24 protein-coding genes are annotated in these 24,220 nt (G+C 42.6%); 3 read left to right on the top strand and 21 right to left on the bottom strand.

Translation table 11 applies throughout. The annotated features are described in order from the left end of the window. Nucleotides 1–31 precede the first annotated feature (31 nt). The gene (locus ACKI5G_RS02675) at nucleotides 32–409 is read left to right on the top strand and encodes a hypothetical protein (protein WP_407397401.1); all 378 of its coding nucleotides are present in this window, start codon (nucleotides 32–34) and stop codon (nucleotides 407–409) included. A 54-nt stretch (nucleotides 410–463) separates the two neighbouring features. Here the strand turns inward: ACKI5G_RS02675 and ACKI5G_RS02670 are convergent, their stop codons facing one another. The 10 genes from ACKI5G_RS02670 to serA form a co-directional block, all read right to left on the bottom strand. Further along, on the bottom strand, nucleotides 464–2,155 hold the full coding sequence (locus ACKI5G_RS02670) for a putative bifunctional diguanylate cyclase/phosphodiesterase (protein WP_407397399.1): 1,692 nt from the start codon (nucleotides 2,153–2,155) through the stop codon (nucleotides 464–466). Nucleotides 2,156–2,364: 209 nt separating this feature from the next. After that, entirely contained in the window at nucleotides 2,365–3,132 is a 768-nt protein-coding gene (locus ACKI5G_RS02665) for a 3D domain-containing protein (RefSeq protein ID WP_407397397.1), read from the bottom strand. A gap of 188 nt (nucleotides 3,133–3,320) precedes the next feature. Further along, nucleotides 3,321–4,106: a TatD family hydrolase gene (locus ACKI5G_RS02660; RefSeq protein WP_407397395.1), complete on the bottom strand. Its 786-nt coding sequence runs from the start codon at nucleotides 4,104–4,106 to the stop codon at nucleotides 3,321–3,323. A 166-nt stretch (nucleotides 4,107–4,272) separates the two neighbouring features. Further along, complete coding sequence (metG, locus tag ACKI5G_RS02655) at nucleotides 4,273–6,222, bottom strand: methionine--tRNA ligase (RefSeq protein ID WP_407397393.1); 1,950 nt, start codon at nucleotides 6,220–6,222, stop codon at nucleotides 4,273–4,275. A 37-nt stretch (nucleotides 6,223–6,259) separates the two neighbouring features. Beyond that, nucleotides 6,260–7,117 carry a 16S rRNA (cytidine(1402)-2'-O)-methyltransferase gene (rsmI, locus tag ACKI5G_RS02650; RefSeq protein ID WP_407397391.1) on the bottom strand — a complete coding sequence of 286 codons (858 nt, stop codon included), beginning with the start codon at nucleotides 7,115–7,117 and terminating at the stop codon, nucleotides 6,260–6,262. 20 nt (nucleotides 7,118–7,137) lie between these two features. Then, on the bottom strand, nucleotides 7,138–7,911 hold the full coding sequence (locus ACKI5G_RS02645) for a tRNA1(Val) (adenine(37)-N6)-methyltransferase (RefSeq protein ID WP_407397389.1): 774 nt from the start codon (nucleotides 7,909–7,911) through the stop codon (nucleotides 7,138–7,140). Then, complete coding sequence (locus ACKI5G_RS02640; RefSeq protein ID WP_407397387.1) at nucleotides 7,901–8,728, bottom strand: stage 0 sporulation family protein; 828 nt, start codon at nucleotides 8,726–8,728, stop codon at nucleotides 7,901–7,903. Before ACKI5G_RS02640 ends, ACKI5G_RS02645 begins: the two co-directional genes overlap by 11 nt. A 1-nt stretch (nucleotide 8,729) precedes the next feature. Beyond that, on the bottom strand, nucleotides 8,730–9,749 hold the full coding sequence (gene holB / locus ACKI5G_RS02635; RefSeq protein WP_407397385.1) for a DNA polymerase III subunit delta': 1,020 nt from the start codon (nucleotides 9,747–9,749) through the stop codon (nucleotides 8,730–8,732). Beyond that, nucleotides 9,749–10,201: a YaaR family protein gene (locus tag ACKI5G_RS02630; RefSeq protein WP_407397415.1), complete on the bottom strand. Its 453-nt coding sequence runs from the start codon at nucleotides 10,199–10,201 to the stop codon at nucleotides 9,749–9,751. Before ACKI5G_RS02630 ends, holB begins: the two co-directional genes overlap by 1 nt. Before the next feature lie 138 nt (nucleotides 10,202–10,339). Further along, on the bottom strand, nucleotides 10,340–11,920 hold the full coding sequence (serA, locus tag ACKI5G_RS02625; RefSeq protein ID WP_407397383.1) for a phosphoglycerate dehydrogenase: 1,581 nt from the start codon (nucleotides 11,918–11,920) through the stop codon (nucleotides 10,340–10,342). Between the two features lie 209 nt (nucleotides 11,921–12,129). On the opposite strand from serA, the gene serC reads away from it, so the two are divergent. Next, on the top strand, nucleotides 12,130–13,221 hold the full coding sequence (gene serC / locus ACKI5G_RS02620) for a 3-phosphoserine/phosphohydroxythreonine transaminase (protein WP_407397381.1): 1,092 nt from the start codon (nucleotides 12,130–12,132) through the stop codon (nucleotides 13,219–13,221). A 91-nt stretch (nucleotides 13,222–13,312) separates the two neighbouring features. Here serC and ACKI5G_RS02615 read toward each other — a convergent pair whose 3' ends face one another. From ACKI5G_RS02615 to ACKI5G_RS02590, 6 genes are all read right to left on the bottom strand, one after another. After that, nucleotides 13,313–14,986 carry a DUF4127 family protein gene (locus ACKI5G_RS02615; protein WP_407397379.1) on the bottom strand — a complete coding sequence of 558 codons (1,674 nt, stop codon included), beginning with the start codon at nucleotides 14,984–14,986 and terminating at the stop codon, nucleotides 13,313–13,315. A 25-nt stretch (nucleotides 14,987–15,011) separates the two neighbouring features. Beyond that, nucleotides 15,012–15,683, bottom strand: a complete 672-nt coding sequence (locus ACKI5G_RS02610; RefSeq protein ID WP_407397377.1) for a hypothetical protein — start codon at nucleotides 15,681–15,683, stop codon at nucleotides 15,012–15,014. 25 nt (nucleotides 15,684–15,708) lie between these two features. Next, the gene (locus ACKI5G_RS02605) at nucleotides 15,709–16,422 is read right to left on the bottom strand and encodes a DUF2225 domain-containing protein (protein ID WP_407397375.1); all 714 of its coding nucleotides are present in this window, start codon (nucleotides 16,420–16,422) and stop codon (nucleotides 15,709–15,711) included. Between the two features lie 48 nt (nucleotides 16,423–16,470). Further along, nucleotides 16,471–17,181, bottom strand: coding sequence for a hypothetical protein (locus tag ACKI5G_RS02600; protein WP_407397373.1), 711 nt, complete (start codon nucleotides 17,179–17,181; stop codon nucleotides 16,471–16,473). 79 nt (nucleotides 17,182–17,260) lie between these two features. Continuing rightward, complete coding sequence (gene metA / locus ACKI5G_RS02595; RefSeq protein ID WP_407397371.1) at nucleotides 17,261–18,202, bottom strand: homoserine O-succinyltransferase; 942 nt, start codon at nucleotides 18,200–18,202, stop codon at nucleotides 17,261–17,263. Between the two features lie 33 nt (nucleotides 18,203–18,235). Next, entirely contained in the window at nucleotides 18,236–19,108 is an 873-nt protein-coding gene (locus tag ACKI5G_RS02590) for a hypothetical protein (protein WP_407397369.1), read from the bottom strand. Nucleotides 19,109–19,283: 175 nt separating this feature from the next. Between ACKI5G_RS02590 and ACKI5G_RS02585 the strand changes: the two genes are divergently transcribed. Beyond that, nucleotides 19,284–19,847 (top strand): hypothetical protein, encoded by a 564-nt coding sequence (locus ACKI5G_RS02585; protein WP_407397367.1) that lies wholly within the window; start codon nucleotides 19,284–19,286, stop codon nucleotides 19,845–19,847. 205 nt (nucleotides 19,848–20,052) lie between these two features. Here the strand turns inward: ACKI5G_RS02585 and ACKI5G_RS02580 are convergent, their stop codons facing one another. The 5 genes from ACKI5G_RS02580 to ACKI5G_RS02560 all read right to left on the bottom strand — a co-directional run bounded on the left by ACKI5G_RS02580 (nucleotide 20,053) and on the right by ACKI5G_RS02560 (nucleotide 24,192). After that, the gene (locus tag ACKI5G_RS02580) at nucleotides 20,053–20,547 is read right to left on the bottom strand and encodes a hypothetical protein (RefSeq protein WP_407397365.1); all 495 of its coding nucleotides are present in this window, start codon (nucleotides 20,545–20,547) and stop codon (nucleotides 20,053–20,055) included. Between the two features lie 91 nt (nucleotides 20,548–20,638). After that, nucleotides 20,639–21,664 carry a hypothetical protein gene (locus ACKI5G_RS02575; RefSeq protein WP_407397364.1) on the bottom strand — a complete coding sequence of 342 codons (1,026 nt, stop codon included), beginning with the start codon at nucleotides 21,662–21,664 and terminating at the stop codon, nucleotides 20,639–20,641. A gap of 60 nt (nucleotides 21,665–21,724) precedes the next feature. Continuing rightward, nucleotides 21,725–22,417: a hypothetical protein gene (locus ACKI5G_RS02570; RefSeq protein ID WP_407397362.1), complete on the bottom strand. Its 693-nt coding sequence runs from the start codon at nucleotides 22,415–22,417 to the stop codon at nucleotides 21,725–21,727. A gap of 5 nt (nucleotides 22,418–22,422) precedes the next feature. Next, nucleotides 22,423–23,502 carry a hypothetical protein gene (locus ACKI5G_RS02565; RefSeq protein WP_407397360.1) on the bottom strand — a complete coding sequence of 360 codons (1,080 nt, stop codon included), beginning with the start codon at nucleotides 23,500–23,502 and terminating at the stop codon, nucleotides 22,423–22,425. A gap of 150 nt (nucleotides 23,503–23,652) precedes the next feature. Beyond that, nucleotides 23,653–24,192 (bottom strand): hypothetical protein, encoded by a 540-nt coding sequence (locus ACKI5G_RS02560; RefSeq protein ID WP_407397358.1) that lies wholly within the window; start codon nucleotides 24,190–24,192, stop codon nucleotides 23,653–23,655. Nucleotides 24,193–24,220: the final 28 nt, after the last annotated feature.

The following is a 24,220-nucleotide window of genomic DNA, read 5'->3' as shown; positions in this document are numbered from 1 at the left end:
ATGTGATTTAATTACCTCAGAGGTGACAATCATGGAGGAAAATAATAATCAACAGCTTATCGACATGGCCCACGGCATGCAGGAAGAGATAAAAATGAAAATTCTGGAAATGATTCAGCAGGCCGCCAGTCCCTATGACATACTTTACGAGGTAGCCAGCTTTCTGGAGGATGTTTCTGCCGAAAGGGGCTATGCCCAGCATATCATTGACAACATTCACACCATTTACGGTATTGCCCTGAAGGATAAGAAACCTCTGGAGGACGAAATAAAGGATATCGAGGACAGAGCGGAGCGTATCCGTAAATCCCTTGAAAGCGGCAAATTCTCCGATGAGGAAAATGCCAGAATGGACTTTGCAATTAAAGCACATCAGCGAAAAGCTGAACAGCTAAAGGCATTGCTTTAAATCATCAAACTGTAAAATAACAGGGACCATGACAGTCCCTGTTATTTTTATATTTTAAATAAGCTTTTCAAATTCTTCCACTGTAACCGGTTGAGAGAAAAAGTACCCTTGCACCCAATTGCATCCAATGGATTTAAGGAAATCCACCTGTTCCCTGGTTTCAACCCCTTCAGCAATGGTATGGAGATTTAAGCTGCGTGCCATCTGCACCATGGCACTGAGGATATTGCCGCCCCTGCCTGTCTGGTCCGTACTCCTTAAAAATCCCATATCCAGCTTCAGTATATCTATGTGTATATCCTTCAACATATTCAGTGATGAATATCCACTGCCAAAGTCATCCATAAGAATCAGGAACCCCTCACTTTGGAGTTTTTCCGTAACCCCCATAATCATTCTCGGATCATCGGTATATGCTGACTCTGTTATTTCCAGCTCCAGCAAATACTTGGGAATTTTATACTTCGCGGTAAGTCCTACCAACACATTTATGAGCTCCGGATCATATAAGTCTATGCGTGAAACATTTACAGATACAGGCTTTACATTTTTTCCTGCATCGATCCATCTTCTAAGGCACTTACAGGCTTCTTCCCAAATAAAACGGTCCACCGCGTAAACAGAACCATTCTTTTCCAAAACCGGAATAAAGGAAGATGGCAATACACAGGAACCATCAGCCTTAATCCAGCGCACCAACGCCTCAGAACCCATAATCTGCTCTGTCTCCAAATCGTATTTTGGCTGGAGGAATAGCTTAAAGCCTCCATGCTCCAGGGCAGCATCAAATTCATTGACTATTTTTTGTTCCAGCAGCATTTGGTCACGCATCTTGTTATCATAAACAAAATAAGGGGTTACATGATTTCCCTTTGCCTGATTCAGGGCCATATTGGCCCGCTCTATCATTGTACTTACCGGAATACTCTTGTCATCCACATGATAAAGGCCAAAGGTCAGCACAGTATGGTGAGAGATTTCAAAGCTGTTAGCCACAATCTGCATAGTGTAGATGAGCTTTTCTGCCTCACCTTCCGCTGATTCAAAGCACATCACAAAATTATCCGCATAAAGTCTGGCAGAAAGGCATAGCTCCAAATCTATACTTTTCAAAAATCCCGCAATATAATTGAGCAACTTATCTCCCTGCTGTTCACCAAATACCTCATTAATTACCTTAAAACGCTCAATATTTATACGGAGAATATCAAATGACTTGTCCGGATAATCCGTCATCATATCTGCTGCCCGGCTGCAAAATGCTTCACGGTTCAAAAGCCCTGTGGCGCCATCATAGGACGCCAAAAAATCCAGATCGCTCACGGCTCTCTCAGTCAAGACCTTGTATGTTCTTTCCCTGTCATAATCCAAAGCCATATTGATGCCATTAATCACAAAACCATCAGGCACCATCCGATACATGGTAGTAATATTTAAAAGCAGCAGCTTTCGTTGCTGGAGGCTGGTCATAATAACATGTGACTCTATGGAAAGCTGCCCTTCCCGGACAAACTGGCGGCTGCGAATTTTATTGATATTACATGGAGCAAGACGCTCATACTCTCCCTGAAGAAAACGCTTTACCTCCCAGCTGCCCCGAGAGTAATAATGCCCGGAGGGACTAAAACCGATAACATTTTCATCCAATACATCCGCTATGGCATCAACAACGCCTTCAGTAAAAAGTCGCTTTATAAATTTTTCAGTTGCTTTTAGAAGATTATCTATCTCTACTCTCAAAGCCATATAGAAACCCCATTTATAACAACGCACAATTTAATCAATACACTATATTTTAAAACAAATAAAACTTTTTATCAATATTGTATTCTCACAAAGAATTATTACAAAAACCAACTGTTCACACAAATAGAAAGCGGGGAATAGTAAAGGCCGTTGTTACCCTTACTAATCCCCGCTTTCTATTGCCTCCATTCAGGAAACAATCTCCGGTTTTAGTTTAATATGTACACCTCTACTACACCACGGCCAAAGTTAATTGCCTCACGGTAAGTATTCATGCACAAGTCTATTCTATTGCCTCGGATAGCTCCGCCAGTATCTGCTGCCACTGCCATTCCATAACCTGGAATAAAAACGCGACTTCCCAGCGGTATCACATTTGGATCAACAGCGATAACTCCATGCTGTGCAACCATGCCAGTAGCAGTAATACCACTGCCGCCACCATCACTTGGAATATATGCTGTAGCTTCCATCGTCATATAACTCTTATAAGTCATGGACCCCTGTGGGGTATTTACTACATTTACCGGAACAACTGGTACATCAGTAACCTTGATGTGCATACCAGCTACAACGTCTGTTTCTCCGGCCTTATCAATCTTATATCTGTTACCTACATAACCAAGCTCTATCATAATGTCATCCACAGTGGCATTGGCAGTGATTAATTCTTTCTGCTCGCCCTTGTATTCGACAACAACTGGTACAGCTCGTCTGATGTGGATGACCTCGTCACCATTTTCATCAGCAGTTACTTTGTATATATCCTTTTCATTTCTGGTAACGCCAGCCTGGGTAAGGATATTGTCTACAACGTGATATGGAGTGCTCAGCTCAATACGCTGACCATCCACTGAAATTGTTACATGTCTGTGAGACACAAAACCTGTTACCATAGTCATCACAGCCAGTAAGCCAATGCAAATCAGGAACCGGATATCCCGGATACATCGGACATGGAACTTATCATAATTCATTAAATTCCTCCCTTTGTTTTAAAAACATGTTTGTAAGTATATCAGCAAAAAATAGCCTTGTCAAATTTTTAAAATTCTCAATCACCACTTTTGGGGTAATATTATACTCCAAATATGAAAAAAATATGAAAAAACGGCTGAAAAATGACAGCCGTCCTCCACATTAGTATATTTTTTCCCTTTAAGACCTATTCCAGCCTTGTGTACAATGCCTTTGCGTTAATTGTAGTTTGTCTTGCAACAGTCTGAAAATCAACGCCCTTCAATTCCGCTAATTTTTCCGCCACATACCTTACAAAAGCCGGTTCATTTCTCTTGCCGCGCATTGGGGAAGGAGCCATATATGGACAGTCAGTTTCCACTAAAATTCTTTCCAGGGGAATTTCTTTAACAATTTCCGGAAGCCTTGCCGCATTTTTGAAGGTCAGTGGACCGTCAACCCCGATGTACCAGCCCATTTTCACCAGTTCCCGGGCAATTTCCAGGCTTCCTGAATAACAATGCATAACCCCAACAATTCCTTTGCCCTCTTTTTTCAGGATTTCCATGGTATCCCCGTGGGCATCACGGTTATGAACGCACACTGGCAAATTCAGTTGTCTGGCCAGATCCAACTGTTGAATAAAAATACGTTTTTGAAGAGCTCTTTTATCCCCGTCTTTTTCCCAATAATAATCCAATCCGATTTCGCCAATGCATACAACCTTTTTATTTTTTGTCCAAATTGCCAACTTGTCAAAATCTTCTTTTCCCATTTCAAAGGCTTCCTCAGGGTGAACGCCCACTCCAGCATAGCAAATATCATACTCCTGAGCCAGCTGTAGAACGTGTTCAGATGATTCCATGGTATCACCCATATTTATGATTGCCCCAACGCCACTCTCTTTTGCATTGGTAATAATTTTTCCTCTGTCTTGGTCAAATTTTTCACTATTAATATGTGAATGTGTATCAATTATATAATTTTCCTTCATATTATATTTTTCTCCAAAAAAACTTAATATTTTAACTCTATATTTTTTTGCTTTAATTACAACATTTTTTCCATGTTTTTTCCTATTTAAATAAGCTCTTATTTTTTAATTAATCACCACTATATAAATAGGGTTGCCACAAAAAGCAGCAACCCTATGAAAATATTTATCGAACAATACTGCCTACAGGCATATCAACTGTCACAACCTCCAGCTCATCACCCTTGGTTGCAGCAAGAATCATTCCCTGGGATTCTACCCCACGGAGCTTGGCAGGCTTCAGGTTCATCACAAGAATAACCCTTTTGCCAATGAGATCACTTATCTCATAATGCTTGGCTATACCAGATACCACCTGTCTCTTTTCAGCGCCGGTATCCACGATTAGCTTAAGGAGCTTATCAGCCTTTGGTACAGGCTCTGCCTCAATGATTTCTACCACCTGCAGCTTCACCTTGCCAAAATCCTCGATGGTAATGAGGCCATCATCATCAGCAGCTTCCTGCTTTTTATCCGCCTTTTCATTCTTTGGCTGTTTTGCCTTTTTAGGAGCCTGGGCCTGAGCCTTATCCTCTGCATCAAGCTCAATGCGTGGGAACAGTTGCTGGGCCTCACCAATATGCATTCCCGCAGGTGTACCGCCCCAAGTCTTAATGTCATCCAGACGTACGTCCTTGAATTCTCCCGGTATATTCAACTGCTGCCAAACCTTCTCAGCTGTTACAGGCATATACGGAGCAATCATTACACTGATAACCCGCATAGACTCAATGAGATTGTACATAACATTGGCCAGCTCCTGCTTTTTGGATTCATCCTTTGCCAAAGCCCATGGAGCTGTCTCATCAATATATTTATTGGCTCTGCCAATAAATGCCCATACAGCCTTTACCGCGTTGCTGATTTTCATTTCAGCCATATCTTCCTCAAAGGCCTTGACTGCATTCATGGCATCACGAATGAGGGACTCATCTATTTCAGACTTACCCTGTGGAGCCAACACTTCACCATTCTGGAACTTACCAACCATGTTAAGGCTGCGATGAAGTAAATTGCCCAAATCATTTGCCAGATCAGAATTAATGCGCTGTACCAATGCCAGCTCAGAGAAATTGCCGTCCTGTCCAAGATTAATTTCACGAAGCAGGAAGTAGCGGATTGCATCAGGTCCATATTTTTCAATAAGCTCAATAGGGTCAATAACATTGCCCAAAGACTTGGACATTTTGGTGCCGTCCACAACCAGCCAGCCATGGCCATAAATCTGCTTAGGCAGTGGCAAATCCAGTGCCATCAGAATGCAAGGCCAAATAATAGAATGGAAACGTACTATTTCCTTGCCCACAAGATGAATATTTGCCGGCCAGAATTTTTTAAACTTATCCGGATCGTCCAGGAAGCCAATAGGAGTCAAATAATTTGTAAGGGCATCAAACCATACATAAATAACGTGTTTCTCGTCAATTGGCACAGGAATACCCCAGTCAAAGGAGGTACGGGAAATACAAAGATCATCCAGCCCCTGCTTAATAAAATTAATCATTTCATTACGGCGGGATACTGGCTGTATAAAATCAGCATTATCCTCAATGTGCTTTAAAATCTTATCTGCATATCTGGACATCTTAAAGAAGTAGGCCTCCTCAGCCACTTCCTTAACAGGGCGTCCACAATCAGGACAGCAGCCATTTTCGTCCAGCTGAAGCTCAGTCCAGAAGCTCTCACATGGAGTACAGTACAGTCCCTTGTAAGATCCTTTGTAAATATCCCCCTTGTCATAAACACGACGGAATATCTCCTGAACAACCTTCTCATGGCGAGGCTGGGTGGTACGGATAAAATCATCATTGGAAATATTCAGCAGCTTCCAGAGATTCTGAAAGCCAGCCACAATTTTATCAGTGTATTCAATAGGCTTAATACCCTCTGCCTCAGCCTTTTCCTGGATTTTCTGGCCGTGCTCATCACTGCCGGTAAGAAAGAACACATCTTCACCAGCCAAACGGTGAAAACGAGCCACAGCATCAGCGATGGTAGTGCAATATGCGTGACCAATATGCAGCTTTGCACTTGGATAATAAATTGGGGTGGTTATATAAAAACTCTTGTTACTCACGAAAGAATTCCTCCTAAACTCACATAATAAATTTTATTTATTTCAGCAGTGCCTGATAAACATCTCGGCGACTGATACCTAGCTTCTTTGCTGTTTCCCGCATGGCATCCTTGTGACCCATGCCTTCTGCCTCCAGCTTGGCCACCATTTCTACTGGTGATAGCTGCTGTTCCGGCTCAGCTGCAACTTCATTTTCTGCGTCAAAGCCTTCTATAATAATGACGAACTCACCCTTGGGCTCATGCTCATCATAATACTCTGCCAATTCTCCCAATGTTCGTCGGTTGAATTCTTCAAAGGACTTGGTAAGCTCTCTGGCTGCTACAGCCCTGCGGTGAGGCCCCAGTGCCTTAATCAAATCACTCAAGGTTCCCTTTAAATGGTGAGGGGCTTCATAAAAAATCAGAGTCTCAGGACTCTGGTTAATACGTTCCAACAGCTCCCGCCGCTTTTTCCCCGTCCTTGGCAAAAAGCCATAGAAGGTAAAGGCAGTAGTGTCCAGACCGGAGCATATAAGGGCGGACAATGCAGCATTGGCTCCTGGCAGCGGGCTTACTTTAATCCCCGCTTCAATAGCCAACATGGCCAAGTGGGCTCCCGGGTCAGAAATCCCTGGCAAGCCTGCATCACTGATACACACTATGGTATCACCCGCCAGCATTTTCTCCACCAATTCAGGGCCTTTTTCCAGCTTGTTATGTTCATGATAGCTGGTTAAGGGTGTATGGATGTCAAAGTGAGACAGCAGCTTGCGGGAATGTCTTGTATCCTCAGCGGCAATAAGGTCCGCTTCCCCCAACATCCGCACACTTCTGTAGGTCATATCCTCCAGATTGCCAATAGGAGTTGCCGACAAGTATAACATACCTATTTTGTTGTTACATTCCTCTGACATAAATGTGTCATTCCTTTATCTTAATCCCGTTTAATATTGTAAATTCGCAATATTTCATCAGTATATCCGCCATCCTCCTTATGAACCATAAGGGGAAGCTCTGCCTTCATACCTCCCGGTACTGCCCCCACAATGCCCTCAACAAGCATAAGGTTGGAGGGCTTGCCGGGCTTAGGCTGTACCAGCTGCAGCCGTTTCACCTCTATTTGATTTTCGTGCATGGCCACAATGATTTCCCCCAGCCGCTCCGGCAGATGAACCATAGCAAACTTTCCGCGAAATCGTAAAAGATATCTGGCAGCCTTTACCACATCATCAAGGGTGGCTGTTATCTCATGCCGTGCCCTTGCCACACCATCCTCAGCACTTAAAGTGCCCTGATTAAGCGGGCGGTATGGCGGATTGGCAATAACACAGTCAAAGGATTCCGGTGGATAAAGCTCCCTAATTTTGCGATAGTCACCTTGACTGACGGTAATCTTATGCTCCAAATGATTCAGCTTTACATTGCGCTGGGCCAGCTCCGCCATGACAGGATTCAGCTCCAAACCGTGAACCTCCTTAACCTCATCGGCTATTAACAGAGGCATCACCCCGGTACCGGTGCCCAAATCAAATACCCGCCAATTTTTATGGTACTTGGGATAGTGGGCAAGGAGCACTGCATCAATAGAAAAGCAGAACTCCTTGGTATTTTGAATTATTTTCCTGCCGCCCAAAAGCAAATCATCCAGGCGTTCATCAGGCCCCAGCTCTATTTCCATATCGCCAAGGCCCGTATCATTAAATATCATCTTCGTCCTTTTCGATTACATCCTCCCAGGAGGCCACAATAGTCTTGCTGTTATCCAGCAAAATGGTGGCCGTACGGCGCTGCTGGTTAAGATTTATAACCTTACCCTCACCTTCGGCTGTAACCACCTTACTGCCCTGAGTTGGCGGTTTAACCTTAATCCGCTTCTGGGACTTGCCACAGTAGCACTCGTTTTCATACTTCAGACAACACATAAGACGGCCGCAGATACCGGAAATTTTCGTAGGGTTAAGGGACAAATTCTGCTCCTTGGCCATGCGTATGGATACAGGCTCAAATTCACCCAGGAAAGTATGACAGCAAAGGGAACGGCCACAACAACCGATACCACCCATCAGCTTGGCCTCATCCCTTACTCCAATCTGTCGAAGCTCAATACGGGTGCGGAACACTGCAGCCAAATCCTTTACCAGCTCTCTAAAATCAATACGTCCATCAGCGGTAAAGTAGAAGATTATCTTATTTACATCAAAGGTATATTCTACCTGAACCAGCTTCATAGGAAGGCCATGAGCCCGGATTTTCTCCTCGCAAATGCCAAAGGCCTCCTGCTCCTTGTGTCCATTATCAATAACCTTGTTTTTATCAGCTTCAGTTGCCTTGCGCAGCACTTCCTTCAGGGGCAATACCACATCACTGTCCGGAACCTCCCTTGGTCCAATTACAGCTGTGCCATACTCTATTCCTCTGGCAGTCTCCACAATAACATCATCATTTGTTTCAATTTCCAGCTTGCCTGGACTAAAATAATATATCTTTCCAGCCCGCTTAAAGCGAACACCTACTACTGTCTGCACCTTAATCCTCCAATAATGTTTTAACCTTTATGATAAAGCTTTCCACCATCAGTTGTGGATTGACACTGTATCTAAGTCTCCCCTGATACTCCCGCACCAGCTTCAATATAGCAATCAACTGATTATGTGTAAACTGTCCTGTCAGTTTGTTTATCCGTGAAATATCGGTCTGATTGTAAAGGGTAACTTCACTGCCACTGTAAAGCACCAGCTGATCCCTAATAACCATAGCCAAAAAGCCAAACCACTGCCTCAGCTTTAGTTTGTCCTTCTTTCCCATGGTGCCAAGGCTTTTGCCCTCATTCCAAACCCTTTCCATATCCAGCTCGCCGGTGGCACAGGCTCCAAAAAAATCCATGGCAGACTTTTGTAAGGAAGCCCCCTCCTCATCATTAAGGAGCATGGCCTGACGTACGCTGCCATCTGCAAAGGTGGACAAATAATTTGCCTGATGCAACGGTATACCCTGCTTTACCAGTACTGAACTGATATCCTCAGGATCTAATCCCGCAAACTCCTCCCGCATACATCTGGAAATAATAGTATCCAGAAGGGCCATTATGGAATTGGTGACCAAAATAAAATAAATCTGCCCTCCAGGCTCCTCGATAGTCTTTAAAAGACAGTTGGCCGCCGCATCGTTCATGGTCTGGGCATCATCTATAATCACAGCCCGAGCCTTTGACATAATAGGTACTCTGGCAATTTTACCCTGCATTTCACGAATTAAATCAATCAATATGGCTCCATTGCCATTTTTTATCTCCGGTTCCACGGTGAAAAAATCAGGATGGGTTCCTGCAATAAGAGCCTTACATGAAGGACACCCGCCACAGGCACTTCCGTTCACCGGGTTATGACATAAAAGAGTGGCTGCCATAGCCTGAGCAGCCATTTTTTTACCTATACCATCTATGCCGCAAAACAACATGGAATGGGGTACCATATCTTCCCTGCAAAGGGTTTTCAGACGTTCAATATTTGATTTGTGACCTATAATATTATCCCAAGAAATATTCATTACATATATAAATCTACCAGCATACCACGAATAGCATCATGGCTGGCTACCACATCAAGCTGATCAGACTGTCCCAGACGAATTTTCTCCGCCATATTTTCCAGCTCAGTATCAATCTTCCGTACTGTGGTGTACACCTTCTGACGCCCCATGCGGTCCCAACCTGACTGAGTGCTTACATCATACATCTGACTTACCACAGTTCCCACAAAATTTTTGATGAGACTGCGATATTCAATAAGCTCATCATAGGTTGGGGTCTTGGTAAGTTTGGCACCCTGCTCATCAATCTGATCAAGAAGACGCTGCAGCTGTTCATGGGAAGCACTGCTTCGCTGATCCTCAAACTCAGAGGAAAAATCAGACTCCATGGCATTGGCTTTTCTGTTTGAGCCGCTGCCCATGGCAGGCATTGTTCCCCTGGTCCCTAAGCCTTCTATTTTCATATTTATCACCTGTTATCCCTAAATGTAGAAAACAACAATTATGAGTACACATACCTATTACAATTATAGCTTAGTTTTAGGGTTCATGGCAATAAAAAACAGGGGCTAAGTTACTTAACCCCCGTAAGAATTCAATTATCCTTTTTACTTAAACATAATCATCTTTGCATCGTATATTTCTTCCATAGAGGTGATGAGCTTAAGTACATCAGCCGGTACTTCACTGTCCAGGGTAAGAATCATCAGATTCACATCCTCCTTGGAGGTAGTGGAAACCTGCATGCCGGAGATATTAACACCAGCTGCACCCATAATAGAACCCACCTGGCCGATAACACCAGGACGGTTATTATGAGGACAAAGGAGCAGGCAACGGCGAGGAGCCACATCCACTCTATTATCATTAATCTGTACAATACGTGCCTTATCGCCAAAGAGAGTACCCTGAATGCTGACTGTCTCATTCTTGCCGGCAGTAACGGTAACTGTAACAGTATTGGCAAAACGCTCCGTGTTCTTGTTCTTAACCTCACTGACCTTGATATTGCGTTCCTTTGCCAGACCAGGAGCATTGACAAAGTTTACCACATCATCCAGCTCAGCACTTAAAATGCCCTTTAAAACAGCTGTGGTAATCATGCGTGTGCTGACATCGGCAATTTCACCATTATATGTAACATCCAGCTTCTTGATGCCGCCCTCCACCAAAGCACGGGCTGCACACCCCAGACGCTCTGCCAAATCGAAATAAGGTGCAATCACCTGCATTACGGACTTGGATACCGGAGCCATATTAACGGCTGTCATAACAGGATCACCCTGAAGGGCTGCTTTAATTCCCTGAGCCACATCCACAGCCACACCTACCTGGGCCTCAACAGTGGAAGCCCCAAGATGAGGAGTGACAAAGATATTCTTTACCCCCAGAAGTGGATGATCTGCCGGAATTGGCTCACTGGTAAATACATCCACTGCTGCTCCGGCCACCTGACCGTCAAGAACAGCATCCCTAAGGTCTTCCTCAACTATAATACCACCACGGGCACAGTTAATGAGGCGAACCCCCTTCTTCATCTTGTACATTACCTCTTTATTAATCATTCCACGGGTGGAATCCGTAAGAGGCATGTGTACAGTAATAAAGTCTGACTTGGCAATTACATCCTCAAAGGTACCAACCTCGATGCCCATATCCTTTGCGCGTTCTTCATTGATATAAGGATCATAGCCGATAACCTTCATTTCAAAGGCCAGTGCACGCTTGGCCACGCCGCTGCCGATACGTCCCATACCGATAACACCCAAAGTCTTATCCTTCAGCTCCACGCCGGTATACTGCTTGCGATTCCACTCGCCCTTCTGCAGTGTCTCATTGGCAATTGGAATATTACGGGCCATGGACAGCATCATGGCACAGGTATGCTCGGTGGCTGCATTGGTGTTACCACCAGGAGAGTTAATGACGATAATGCCTCGGGCAGTTGCTGCAGGAACATCAATGTTATCCACCCCTACACCTGCACGACCAATAATCTTGAGATTAGCTGCCGCATCGATAACCTCAGCGGTAACCTTGGAGGCAGAGCGTACAATCAGGGCATCAAACTCCGGAATAATCTGTAAAAGTTCCTCAGCCGGCAACTTATCCTTAATTACACATTCAAAATCATCTTTAAGGATATCAACAGCCATCTGAGATACGCCGTCTGCAATTAATACTTTCATGGTAAGCCTCCTACAATATAAAGATTTATATTTATGCTGATTTCACTATACCTTACATCATATTTTATTTGCACTAAAAAATCAAGTGTATTCTGTAGCAAAACTTTTTGTAACAAAGCTCCATTCTTTCTTGACCCTTTTCCAAAATCTGATGTAAAATTAAAAAATAGACGTTTTAAAAAAATACTTATCTTTTAGGAGGTTGTCCCATGGAAGCAAATCGTATCTATAACTTTAATCCTGGCCCTTCAATGTTGCCTTTGGAGGTTTTAAAGGAAGCCCAGGCAGAGTTTTTAAATTTTCAAAATTCCGGCATGTCAATATTGGAAATCAGCCACCGTGCCAAAGCTTATGATGAGGTTCATAACCAGGCCAAGGCTGATATAAAAGAGCTGATGGGCTTAGGTGATGACTATGAAGTATTGTTCATCCAGGGTGGAGCCAGCCTGCAGTTCGCCATGATTCCTATGAATTTTGCCACCAAGGAAAAGCGTGGCAATTACGTTCAGTCCGGCAGCTTCGCTTCCAAGGCTTTCAAGGAGGCGCAAATTTTAGGTGTAGGCTATTCAGCAGCCTCCAGCAAGGATGTGGATTATAAGCACATTCCTACTCAGGATGAGATAAAAATGAGTGACGATGCAGCTTATCTCCATCTCTGCTACAACAACACCATCTACGGCACCGAGTACCATTATATTCCTGAAACTGGAGATGTACCTTTAATTGCAGATATGTCCTCTGACATTCTTTCCCGTCCACTGGACTTTAAAAAGTTCAGCTTCATTTATGCCGGCGTTCAGAAAAATCTGGGTCCTGCTGGTGTTGTATTGGTTGTAGCCAGAAAGTCCATGCTGGAAAAGAGTCCTGAGGCTCTGCCAACCATGCTGCGCTATGACACCTTCTACAACAAGAACTCACTGTACAACACTCCACCAGCCTTCTGCATTTATATGGTGGGCAAGACTGCAAAATGGATTAAGGCCCAGGGTGGTCTAGAGGCTCTTGCCAAGGTCAACAAGAAAAAAGCAGATCTGGTATATGGCGTAATTGATAACAGCGATGGCTTCTACAAGGGCCACGCAGATAAGGACAGCCGCTCCTTCATGAACGTAACCTTCAGACTTCCTAGTGAAGAACTGGAGAAAAAATTCGTAGCTGAAGCTCTTGAAAATGGCCTTAGTGGCGTAAAGGGACACCGCAGTGTAGGCGGTATGCGTACCTCTATCTACAATGCCATGCCTTATGAGGGCTGCGAAAAACTGGCAGACTTCATGGAGAAATTCCATAAAGCAAATAAGTAACAGCAAAGGCACATAATGCGGTAACAAAATAAGCCAGCTTCCTTCATCTTAGCGAAGGTCGCTGGCTTTTGTTTTGTCCGAAACATCTTTATTATTTTTCGGGGCTGATTTTTGCCTCAAAGAGTCTGTTCCATGGACAGGTTACCCTTATTTTCTTGATAAAATCGCTTTTGTTTGCAGGCAAATTGTCCACAGCAAAGGTATGCATGAGAGAAGTGGCTCTCAGCTCCACCTGTGCCTTATCCGCTCCCAGTTCAGAATACACGCCGCCCTCCTTAAACCAGGAAAGCTGACGGCTTACCATCTGACGAATATTGGCCTGATATAACCAGTCATCCAAGTAACGGATGGTAAGGAGAGCATCCTTATCCGCTTTTTTCATATCCTTGGCCAGTACACCCTGGGCCAAGGCAAAACCTAAACTGTTGGTGGGGGTATTCCAGCCGGAATAGGATTGGAGCTTATAAAGAAGGTCTTTATCCCGTAATTCCTCCATAAGAGAATTATCAGAACCGTTTACAAAGGAAACATCCGCAACTCCCACGGGCTCCCCCCGATTAATAGCCCGCTCCATATAGGAGACAAAGGTTTTCACATCAGGACGAATTTTTTTGTTGTTGCTGTACCAGTTGGCACCTAAATTTGCTCCTGTAGGGTTGGTATTCACCATCAAAAGCAAATCCACATTCTTCCCGTTATCCACATATTGGCCGCCCAACAGCTGTACCTGAGCACGTACTGTGGTATCCACCGGTTCATCTGAATAGGCGGGAATAAGATATTTACCACTGCCCCAGTTATAATCAGCCGTAACAACCGGCTGCTTTTTCTCAATTACATTTACAGCTCTGGTCAAAAGCAACAGTCCCAGCTCATCAATACCAGCGATGTTCTGTACCTTGTCAGTGCTCTTTTTCTGAGTGTAATCCCTGAGATGACGCGCCTCCATGTGGGTCTGTGACCAAGCTGCATTATCATCTCTTCCCAAAGCAAGACATTCAAATTTACCCTTGGCTGCCAGATCTATCAGCCCTTCATTTACGCGATAGTTCTTGCCACGACGGCTATCCCAGTCCCTAAGATAATCAGAAGGAATGAGCTCCTGCAGAAATTCCAGCTCCTTCTTTTCCCGGGAGTTGAGTCCCTTGGCATCAGCCTTATCCTTTAGGGCAGTATAGCGGAAAATATCGTAGCCGTAGGCCTTGTAATACTCCGGCTCCTGGGAACCGGAATTTTCCCCGGAGGTAGGTGTTCTCATCACAGAAGAAAAGACATAGAGCTTGGCATCATCATGACGATACTTATAGTCGGCAAAATTTGCCACCCGTTCCTTCAGCTTCCGTTCTGTAATATCGTGCTTTCTGGAGCTGACCAGACTGCCGTAAATCATGCTGTCAGCAGAAATTACAATAGCCTTTATTTCAGGGTCCAAACCCCAAATTTTGCCACCGGTATGAAAACGCTTCTGCTCCAGTTTACTTGGACTTCTCTTTACTGTTGTATTTTTTTCCAGCCACATCCAAAGATTTTCCGGGTTTCCCATATTGTCCTTGTTGCCCAAAAGGTCATCGGGAGGTACTATCACCTCATAGCCCAGTTTTCTGATGGTCTCAGCTGACATTTCATCTGATACCGGTCTGTTATCATGTGGAATAAAAACGATTTTGCCCTTGGAAGTGCTGTTATTTACCTTCTTGGCTTCCATAGTGTCCGTTGCCACAAACAGACATACAAGGCATACAAATAACACAAATAATTTTTTCATATTCTCTCTACATTAAGTACACTTATCAACGCAAAACATTTAACGCCATTTCCTTAACATCGTCAGGTACATCCACCTTGGTCTTAACGGTAATATACCCTTCATGGGGAGTGGCCGACTCAACTCTAAACAAATCCAACAGGCGATGTCCCCTAAGCTCTGTAGTAGCCAACTCTGTATTTTCCAATACCGGCTTTAAATCCACAGTCACCCGGTTGCCCTTAATGATGGTTGGAATATCCTCCACCTCAATCTTGCCAAAGATATTCTGCACCATTGACAGGGACATGCGGGAAATAAACCACGAGGCCAGCCCGTGGTCCTTCAGGGCTCTTTCCTTCACCTTAAAAGTAACATGAGAGTCCTCCATATTATGGACCATTTCCTCAATAGTTCCGGAAATCTCAATACGTCCCAGTTTTTTGGTATCTGCTTTAATATCTATCTTCCCGTTTTCATGGGAAGCAACCGTCATAGCTTTTACATTATAATCGCCACTACTTAAACGATGCTCCAGAGCATCATTAATAACAGAATCCGGCACAGAAATACTGCCATTCATAATGTCCATCAATGACTGATGACTCCAGGTATGCTGTATCACCTGAACCACAGGGCCGTAGTCTTCTATAACTTCCGATACCTGTCCCCAGTCAATATTCTGTGCAGCTTCTATTATGGCTACAGGTAAATCCATTATTAGTCATCCTTTAAATATCAAATTACTTTTTGGCAGAAGCTTCTACGGCATTCTGCGACTCAGTCTCTTCTGCACGAATATCCTGCCACAGCTTGCGGGCGTCATTGTAGAGCTTATTGTCACTTATCTTAAGCTCCTTGTCATTAATCATTCTGCCCAAATACTGGGTACAATGATCCCGGTCACCAAGGCGATTAAACAGCGTTGCCAAAAGGTACATAACCATATTATCAGATAGGCTCTCAACGGGAAAGCGCTCTGTCATCAGTGCACGCTCATAGAGCTGTACAGTCTTCCGGGTCCATTCCATCTCCTGATCCTTAATCCCCACGGTACGGAACACCCAAGCCAAACGCAGTGACAGACCTGCCACCCGGGATGCTGGTGCCTGAATAGCCTCAGCACAATAAATAGCCAGCTGATAGGAAGCAATAGCCTCAGGCAGACCTCTCTCCGGAGAAAAAATAAACCTCACACGCCTGTCGTGCAGGAATTGTGCCATCATATCACGATGCCTTTCAGGCAGTGGCATCAAAAAATGCTTTTCATCTGCAGCAAAGCCGCAATGCTCGCACACCCAGATAGTGTAGTAATAAGGATTGAAATCCCGATAGTGGTTGCAGTAATCATCATCTGTACGGGAAATCATCAGTCTGGATTTAACTTTTACAACTCTTGTTTCCTTGCCACAGACAGGGCATTTCTTCTCCACCACAAAAGTAAATTCATTTGACATACTAATCATCCCTCATTTGGTCAATCACACAAAACATCCGACTATGTCTTACTCATTGTCTTTCTTGACCTTCTTACTTTTATCCTTTTTATTGTCTTTATTCTGAGCTTCAACAGCTGCCATAACCTTGACAGCATCCTCTTCGTTCAATTCCTCATTGTCCCTGGAATCCGTGGCCTTGTTTTGAGCCCTGTATTCATCCTGTTCAGCCTGCATTTGGGCCAAAAGCTCATTATCCGCATTCTTGTTGCTGCGCAAAGCCAGCTTCACCCTGTTACGCATGGCATAATCAATGATTCTGTTGTAAAAAATCCGGTCAAAGCTCTTTTCTGAGAGGGTATCCAGCTTTACAGTGCGGTCAGGTCTATTTCCCGCCAATGTGGTAAAGGTGGAATCAAGAAAATCCTGTTGCTTAAAATAAACAGTCATATCCTGAAGATTAATCTCATAATACTCTGCAGCACCTACCAAATCGCTAAATCCCTCCACGGAGTTACCGTTCCAGCGGCGCTTTGAAACCACATCGTCAATCATAAGGTAGTCGTATATTTTTATTACCGGTACAACCAATTTGTTGAAATCAATATTTCCCTCATCATCCTTACCATAGCAAATCTGCTGCATATTAAAGAAATAATCGCACCTTGCAGAAGACTGAACCCACTTAAATATGGATTCATCCATCTGTGGGCTGGCACTAGCCACAGCAGTCCACAAGGTACACAGAATTGCAAATAAGATAACTACAGACTTTTTCATAACAAAATATGCCTCCATATATACATCTTCAAAAGTTTACTTTAACTCGTCAAAATGAAAAACTTATGAAAAATGTCCCTTAAACCCTGTCATCCGATGGGGTAAGAGTATCCAATTCATATGGAGTCTCCTGATATACATAATAGTTAAGCCAGTTGGCAAAAAGCAAATTGGCCACCGAACGCCATCTTACAATAGGTGGCTTGGTAGGGTCATCATCTGGATAATAGTTTAATGGTACATTCACATTTGGCATTCCCGCAGCCATATCACGGTCATATTCTGCCTTCAGGGACAACGGATCATACTCTGCATGCCCCGTAATAAAGAACTGACGCTTTTCCAGATTGGCAATGGCATAAACTCCGGCCTCCTCGTCTGACTCAGCCATAATGGTCAGCTCCGGAACTTTCTCAATATCCTTCTTTCTGACCTCCGTATGGCGGGAGTGAGGAACATAGAACTCATCATCAAAGCCACGGAATAGTCGTTCATTCTCCACACAAAGATGATGCTTATACACCCCGAAAATCTTCGGTGCCACATCATATTTTTTTATCCCGTAATGGTAATACAAACCGGCCTGGGCCCCCCAGCAAATATGGAATGTGGAATAGGCGTGGGACTTGCTCCACTCCATGATTTCCGCAACCTCCTCCCAGTAAGCAACATCCTCAAAGGGCATCTGCTCCACCGGGGCACCGGTTATAATAAATCCATCGTATTTTTTATGACGAACCTCTGCAAAGGTACCATAAAACTCAGTTAAATAATCCGTTGTGGTATGGGTAGGCACATAGGATTCGGTATATATAAAATCCACCTCCACCTGAAGTGGGGTGTTACCCAACAGGCGCAGCAGCTGAGTCTCCGTTACCTGCTTTATGGGCATAAGATTTAAAATCAACAGCTTTAATGGTCGGATATCCTGACTGTATGCACGGTCAGAATCCATGACGAAAATATTCTCACCCTCCAGAATCTTCGTTGCCGGAAGGTTATTAGGAATCTTAATTGGCACGAAATCACCTCAAAAACTATTTATGAAAGCCGGTCATTCATTGTCCAAGCTATAACGCTTTACCCAGCTTTCATGCCCACCCTCATAAACCTTGAGGGCTTTAAGGGCCTTTTCACTGTTGGTACCAGCCTCAATCACATGGTACATACCATCAGTGGTATTGGTTATATCCTTCCAGCCGGTGGTTGCATTCCAGGTCATAACCCGAATCACTTTTTCCGTATACATTGGAATATTTACGGCCTTTTTCTGGAAGATTATGCTTTCCACCTCGCTGGCAGAAGATTTCTTTTCCTGCCACTCCCAGAAAATAATATTCTGGCCCTTCAGACGCATGGTGGATGTATCTGCCATACTATAAACCACGCCTCCGCCATTAGGGGCATCCTGCCACAACTGGAGCCAACGGTCATCCGCCTTGCGGCGTTCATTTTCTCCCTGACTGAAAACGCTGTCCACAATATAACAATAGAAATCCTCGTCAAACTCCTGGGAATTCATCTCCTTGGGACGAACCGGGCTGTACACCTTTTCCCACAGCTTGTTGTCATCCTTGTCAAAAAAGGACTCGTTCAAATAGGCCAGAGTACGGTTCTGGGGATTAACCTCCACCTCAGCCAGACTGTAGGCCAGCTGTCCAGGGTTAATATCCTTAATGCCGTAATTATTAAGTGTCTCCTGAGCCCCGGCAGGACTGTAGGTAGTCTTGGTCCAGGCACTTATCTGTACCGCAATATCCCCAAAGGAACGCAGCACCTGTACCTTACCGGGGGCATAAAACTTACTGTATTTATCATCGGAGGAAATCCAATACCATTCTGCACTATCATTGGCAGCATATCCCACAGCGAACATCATCATGAGGCTGCACATAAAAACTAAGCTGGCTATGAATCGGCGTATCATAATATATCACTCCTTCAACATCCCTTTAAAATTCAAAAACAAATAAAGAGATACAAATACTTCAGCAGTATATATTTTATCATAAAATGGTAATTTTTTACAGATAACCAGTGTAACCTTGTGGGATATTCCCGGATATGATAAACTTTTTTCCAGTAACATAGGGGGTATAGCCATGAATTATACAAATTTTCAGGTGGGGGAAAAATTCCCACTGCCTATCCATAATCAGGGGGACGGGGGACTGTTTCAGATTGATTCCAATGGTGCCATGTTTATCCTGCAACTGAGCCATACAGATGTAATCGCCACCGAAGCCTTCCGCACCGGGGCTATGGAGCTGGGACTTTTTGAGGATGAGGGCATCGTATTCTTCCTCTACAAAATTGACGGTATCTTCAAGGAAGGCTGGGGTGATTCCCCACTGGGCATTCATCTGTTGCCTCCGGGGAACAAGCCATGTATCGCAGACCTTGATGACCCGGTTATGCACCTTTATCTGGTGGACACCAACTTGCAGATATTGCTGGCCCAGCGGACAGTTACTTTGGATAAGGAATTCCACGCCATGCTCCGGCAAAAGGTTCAGGAGCAGCTTGAGAGCTCCATTTCCCCAGGTGCCTTTGTCACCACCCTCCAGCGGGTATGGCAAAAGCACAGCTCCAAGGACATGAGCGACAAGGCCCTTATAAAACAGTCCGTGGAAATGAACATCCCCGCTCCACCGGTTTTGAACTAAATATTTTATTCAATAAAATACTGGCTTTAAACGACGAAAAGCTGCTGTACAAGGAAGCGATATGCTATCCATGTGCAACAGCTTTTTTATTTTTTCATCAAGCCACACGGGTAAAACCTATAACAGAAGCATCCTTAGTATAACATTTGCTTCTTAAACACTTTTATATCTTCCTTGTGAGTTATCCAATATGACCATGTAATTTTCAATCAGTCTCAGTGATTCTTATACTGATAACCTTACTATTTTTTACTTTAAGTTCTAATAATTGTGTATTGGCAAAATACCAATAGGTAAGTTCGCCTTTTTCATTCACAAACTTATTGAATGGTGTTCCATATAATTCTTCGATACTATTTTCGCGCATCCCAACATATGCTCCATCTGGTGTAGCAATACCATTATTTTGTGTGACAATAACTTGGTCAACATAATTAACACCAACTTCATAATGGTTATCTGGGCGGCTTCGACGAGAGCTTGAATAAACCAAGAACCCATTTCCATAATGTGATACCCATCGACCACCACCATCTATATGTGTTGGCGGACCATAAATACTATTTACATATTTAAGTGATGCATCTAATGGAATACCACCTAGTGCGATTTGATTCTTTGATAAAGCGCTTACCGTTGTGCTCATACATAATATATATATAATTATCAATATAACTATCGGATTTGTAATTTTGTTCATGTTCTATTGCTCCTTATATTCACCATTATTGTTCCCGCTGAAAATCCGTGGTTGTTTCCAACCGTGTATGTTCAGTTATCTTCTGAGGAATTTAGTTGGCAAAAAGATGTTCCTGTGACGCAACCAGTTTAACAACTCCACTATCATATTTTGACAACTGAACACTAATCCTATCACCTGTCCAAGTATACGAATTGCTCCCCTTCCACACCTTATATTGGCCTGCATCATAATTCTGTGTCAAGTAATCTAATACTTCCTTATATTTTTCTGGCTTAATTTCTAGTTGCACACAAAACAATCCAGCATCTGTTGTTTTATAAATTACAAAGTTCAGATCGCGAATACAGTGCCGCAATGGCACAAATTTTGAAAAATTATAAAAAGGTGAAAATTTCTTCAAATGATACATTTTCATTTGACCACTATCAACTGTCCCCACACATTCTAAATCTGGCAGTTGGTTAGCACTCTTCCCAAAGCCTTGAAACTGTTCCACGATGTTTATTTTCGGCGTATACCTATCGTAATATTTTGCAACACCACCTTCTACCCCGACTTTATAAAATCTTGGATTTTCCTTATCTCCTGTAGCATAATACAAGTGTTTATTTGATACAAGAAAGATACGGACTCCATCTGCATTAACACTTACATTCTCAGAATTAGCGATTTCTTTCCATCCTCTGCCATCAAAATTTCCAATAACCTTTGACACTTTTGGCCAAATATTCCTGTCAAAAAAAGAAAATATATAAAAAGGATTTCGAGAATTAGAGGCTTTTATTTCCCTGACATCAATTCCTGCATATTCTCTCACAAGGGCTGGTTCTATATCTATACATAAATCAACTGGCAAATTATCAGAAGACAATGTAAATTTCACAGCACCATTTTGTTGAGGCTCCGTTTTCAATGTGTTTCGAGCATCTTTCACTATAAATGCTTGATTACGGTCAATCAAAATATTCTGACGACTTCCCATATCTTCAAACAGTATCGTTGATTCTTCAGCATCTACAATTCGTTCATTACCAATCAAGCTAAAAAAACAAATTACCGATATCATTAAAATCATACCAGATATTCTTTTATATATTTTAACTTCTAAGTTCATCCCCATCCCCCCCTTATTTTAAATGAAAATGAACTATTAACTACAATATTGTGTAATTAATCATTTTCGATCATTAAAATATTTTATTATTCTAGAATTCAATTCAATGTATGTACATCCATAGTCAGATGCAGCTAATTCATGTGGTCTATACAGCAAACCTATAGCCCCATTTTTGGTTATAAAATAATTATAGCTAACTCTTGCATTATCCCTCTGCAAATAAAAATCAATGAAAGAATCACTTTTAGATATAAAAGTTCTGTTTTCTATTGAGTATAATGGCTGATTCATTATTATCCCAATATCATCTGATTTTAATTCTACAAATTTTGACAAATGCATTCTCTCACCTGTCCACTTGTTATAGTTAAAACCAATCGCATCAAGTTCCGGTTGTTTTGCACTATCAGAGTAAGTTTTCTCTTTAAACAATATCGATATATAATTACCATCTTCATACTCTACACTATATGCTAGCTGCCCACTGTCAAAGCCACCGTTTTGTATGCCATTTTTAAATATCATGACATAAGAGTATATATCATCATTTATCTTATCTTCAGCATTTTTTTGATTTGTATTTAAGTATACTTGAGGGAACGAGATCATACACTTGCCGCCTACCATTGAACTATTGCCAACTGAGGCTGATACTTTTGCAGAAGTTCCAACCAGAATAAGTGAACACATAAAACAAGCTATCACAAGCAAACTTATCAGATTTTTGCATATTACTTCACAATACTTCACCAATCTCACCCCACATTTACCAACTGAAAACCAATCCAGTTGGCATTGCTGTCCCATCTTAAATAAACAGAGCCAACTGTACCATAGCCCTTTCCGATAATACGATAGCGTCTACCTGAATACTTGTCTCCCATTCCGTTACCGTAAGCCCTGCCGACACCAATAATTTCTAACTTTCCATCATTTATCTGCGACTCTATATCGTCGTACAGAAGACCTGCCTGATCCAGGGTTGCCTTAGTGGCGTAAGTTACATATTTATCACCGTGTTTTCCTACTAACCACATGCCATCACAAACGGTGCTGCCATTGGCTGACCCTTGATAGGTTTGGATAAGCAGGAATACTCTATCACTTGCTGTAGAAACAACGGAAGCCTTTACTGAACCATTATTCTGAAGCGGAAAAGACAAATAATCCTGACCGTTATCAAGGCTAAGCAATTTAATGTATCCTCCGCCAATCTTCTTTACACCGTATTCTTGCTTATAAATCAGGGTTGGTTTCAACTCGACTTCCTCACTACCAAGCCTAAATACACTGCCATTCAAATCACCAGAACAATTATCAATGATACCACTATAGTTATCGATACTAAGAACCTGTTTTATCCCTGTAAATTCAATATCAGAGCCAACCCGTGCAGTATTATAATTTACTGCACCAGAAACACGTATAGCATAATCTTTCACCAAAGCATAAGCAGGATAAAACATACTTTGACTAGAAGGCGGTGGTTCTTTCCCATTTATAGTAACTCTGCCCGTTGTTTTATTTTCTACAATATTATGTGAACTGCTTTCCCCTGTAAGATTATCATGCTTATAGCTGATACCATTACCCTTAACTATAATATTCAATATTTTATCATCTTCATAATTTATATATGCTGTATGAACATCAAATATAGAACCAAAACTTGAACCTGTATCCCAAACTGGATATTGAGAATCACCATGCCAACAAGTTGCTCCATTAACCGTTGATAGAATACTTGCCTGGGAGTAAGAAGGCACCATCAAAGCGGATACTACAGTTAGCATAAATGCCATAATTGAAAAGAATAATCGCCTTGTCATTCGCATAAATCCACTTCCTTAGAGGTTACATATTTTTATTTAATAACTGGTCAAATACCAATGTAATTAAAAACAATTCATAATCACAAAGGCCCCATTATGACAACTGTAAGGTTGGGTAAATAAACATAGATTGTCTGTGTTTTCACACCTTAATTATACTGCTATAAATGTATATACTATAAGATTTGCATTCGGCTGGATAGCTACCACTTGCAATTCAGTTCCCAAAGAATTACACCATACATGACCCGTATATAAATCATTTCTAATAGCAACAAGATTTGCTCCCCAAAGAGCATCTACTTCTGATTCGCTTAATCCCAAACAATACTCAATCATTGAGACTGCTATATTAGAATAATCTGACGCTTCATTATCCTGAGGATCATAAAAAACTTTAGCTTTCATCACTGAACCATTATTCAAATTGCATAATAATCTGATATTCACCGTATGCCCAGTTGAACCAAAATCCATGGAATATGAGTCATACTTCACACCTCGCTCTTCTGATGTTCCAAGGTGTTTAACATTTCTAATAGTAATATCATTATTAGGATCACAATACTCATTCATCATGACATTAATCAGCTTGTGAGCACCCTCCCTGTAAATAGGTGAATCTGCCTGCACAATGCCCGAACTGCCACAAAATAAAAATATTGTGATCAGAAAAATCCATACTCTCCTCAACCTTTATTCCTCCCCAAAATATAATGCT

The sequence above is a fragment of the Anaerovibrio sp. genome (genome assembly GCF_045637405.1).
Classification (GTDB): Bacteria; Bacillota; Negativicutes; order Selenomonadales; family Selenomonadaceae; genus Anaerovibrio.
Note: the sequence above shows the minus strand (reverse complement) of the source record. Positions and strands in the feature narration are given on the sequence as shown.

Coding starts and splice junctions, on each gene's coding strand:
- ACKI5G_RS02665 (WP_407397397.1), bottom strand. CDS start 3,132: ATGAATTATGATAAGTTCCATGTCCGATGTATCCGGGATATCCGGTTC.
- ACKI5G_RS02605 (WP_407397375.1), bottom strand. CDS start 16,422: ATGTCAAATGAATTTACTTTTGTGGTGGAGAAGAAATGCCCTGTCTGT.
- ACKI5G_RS02590 (WP_407397369.1), bottom strand. CDS start 19,108: ATGATACGCCGATTCATAGCCAGCTTAGTTTTTATGTGCAGCCTCATG.
- ACKI5G_RS02600 (WP_407397373.1), bottom strand. CDS start 17,181: ATGAAAAAGTCTGTAGTTATCTTATTTGCAATTCTGTGTACCTTGTGG.
- ACKI5G_RS02575 (WP_407397364.1), bottom strand. CDS start 21,664: ATGAACTTAGAAGTTAAAATATATAAAAGAATATCTGGTATGATTTTA.
- serC (WP_407397381.1), top strand. CDS start 12,130: ATGGAAGCAAATCGTATCTATAACTTTAATCCTGGCCCTTCAATGTTG.
- ACKI5G_RS02660 (WP_407397395.1), bottom strand. CDS start 4,106: ATGAAGGAAAATTATATAATTGATACACATTCACATATTAATAGTGAA.
- ACKI5G_RS02670 (WP_407397399.1), bottom strand. CDS start 2,155: ATGGCTTTGAGAGTAGAGATAGATAATCTTCTAAAAGCAACTGAAAAA.
- serA (WP_407397383.1), bottom strand. CDS start 11,920: ATGAAAGTATTAATTGCAGACGGCGTATCTCAGATGGCTGTTGATATC.
- ACKI5G_RS02610 (WP_407397377.1), bottom strand. CDS start 15,683: ATGGATTTACCTGTAGCCATAATAGAAGCTGCACAGAATATTGACTGG.
- holB (WP_407397385.1), bottom strand. CDS start 9,749: ATGAATATTTCTTGGGATAATATTATAGGTCACAAATCAAATATTGAA.
- ACKI5G_RS02585 (WP_407397367.1), top strand. CDS start 19,284: ATGAATTATACAAATTTTCAGGTGGGGGAAAAATTCCCACTGCCTATC.
- ACKI5G_RS02565 (WP_407397360.1), bottom strand. CDS start 23,502: ATGCGAATGACAAGGCGATTATTCTTTTCAATTATGGCATTTATGCTA.
- ACKI5G_RS02615 (WP_407397379.1), bottom strand. CDS start 14,986: ATGAAAAAATTATTTGTGTTATTTGTATGCCTTGTATGTCTGTTTGTG.
- ACKI5G_RS02580 (WP_407397365.1), bottom strand. CDS start 20,547: ATGAACAAAATTACAAATCCGATAGTTATATTGATAATTATATATATA.
- rsmI (WP_407397391.1), bottom strand. CDS start 7,117: ATGTCAGAGGAATGTAACAACAAAATAGGTATGTTATACTTGTCGGCA.
- ACKI5G_RS02675 (WP_407397401.1), top strand. CDS start 32: ATGGAGGAAAATAATAATCAACAGCTTATCGACATGGCCCACGGCATG.
- ACKI5G_RS02645 (WP_407397389.1), bottom strand. CDS start 7,911: ATGATATTTAATGATACGGGCCTTGGCGATATGGAAATAGAGCTGGGG.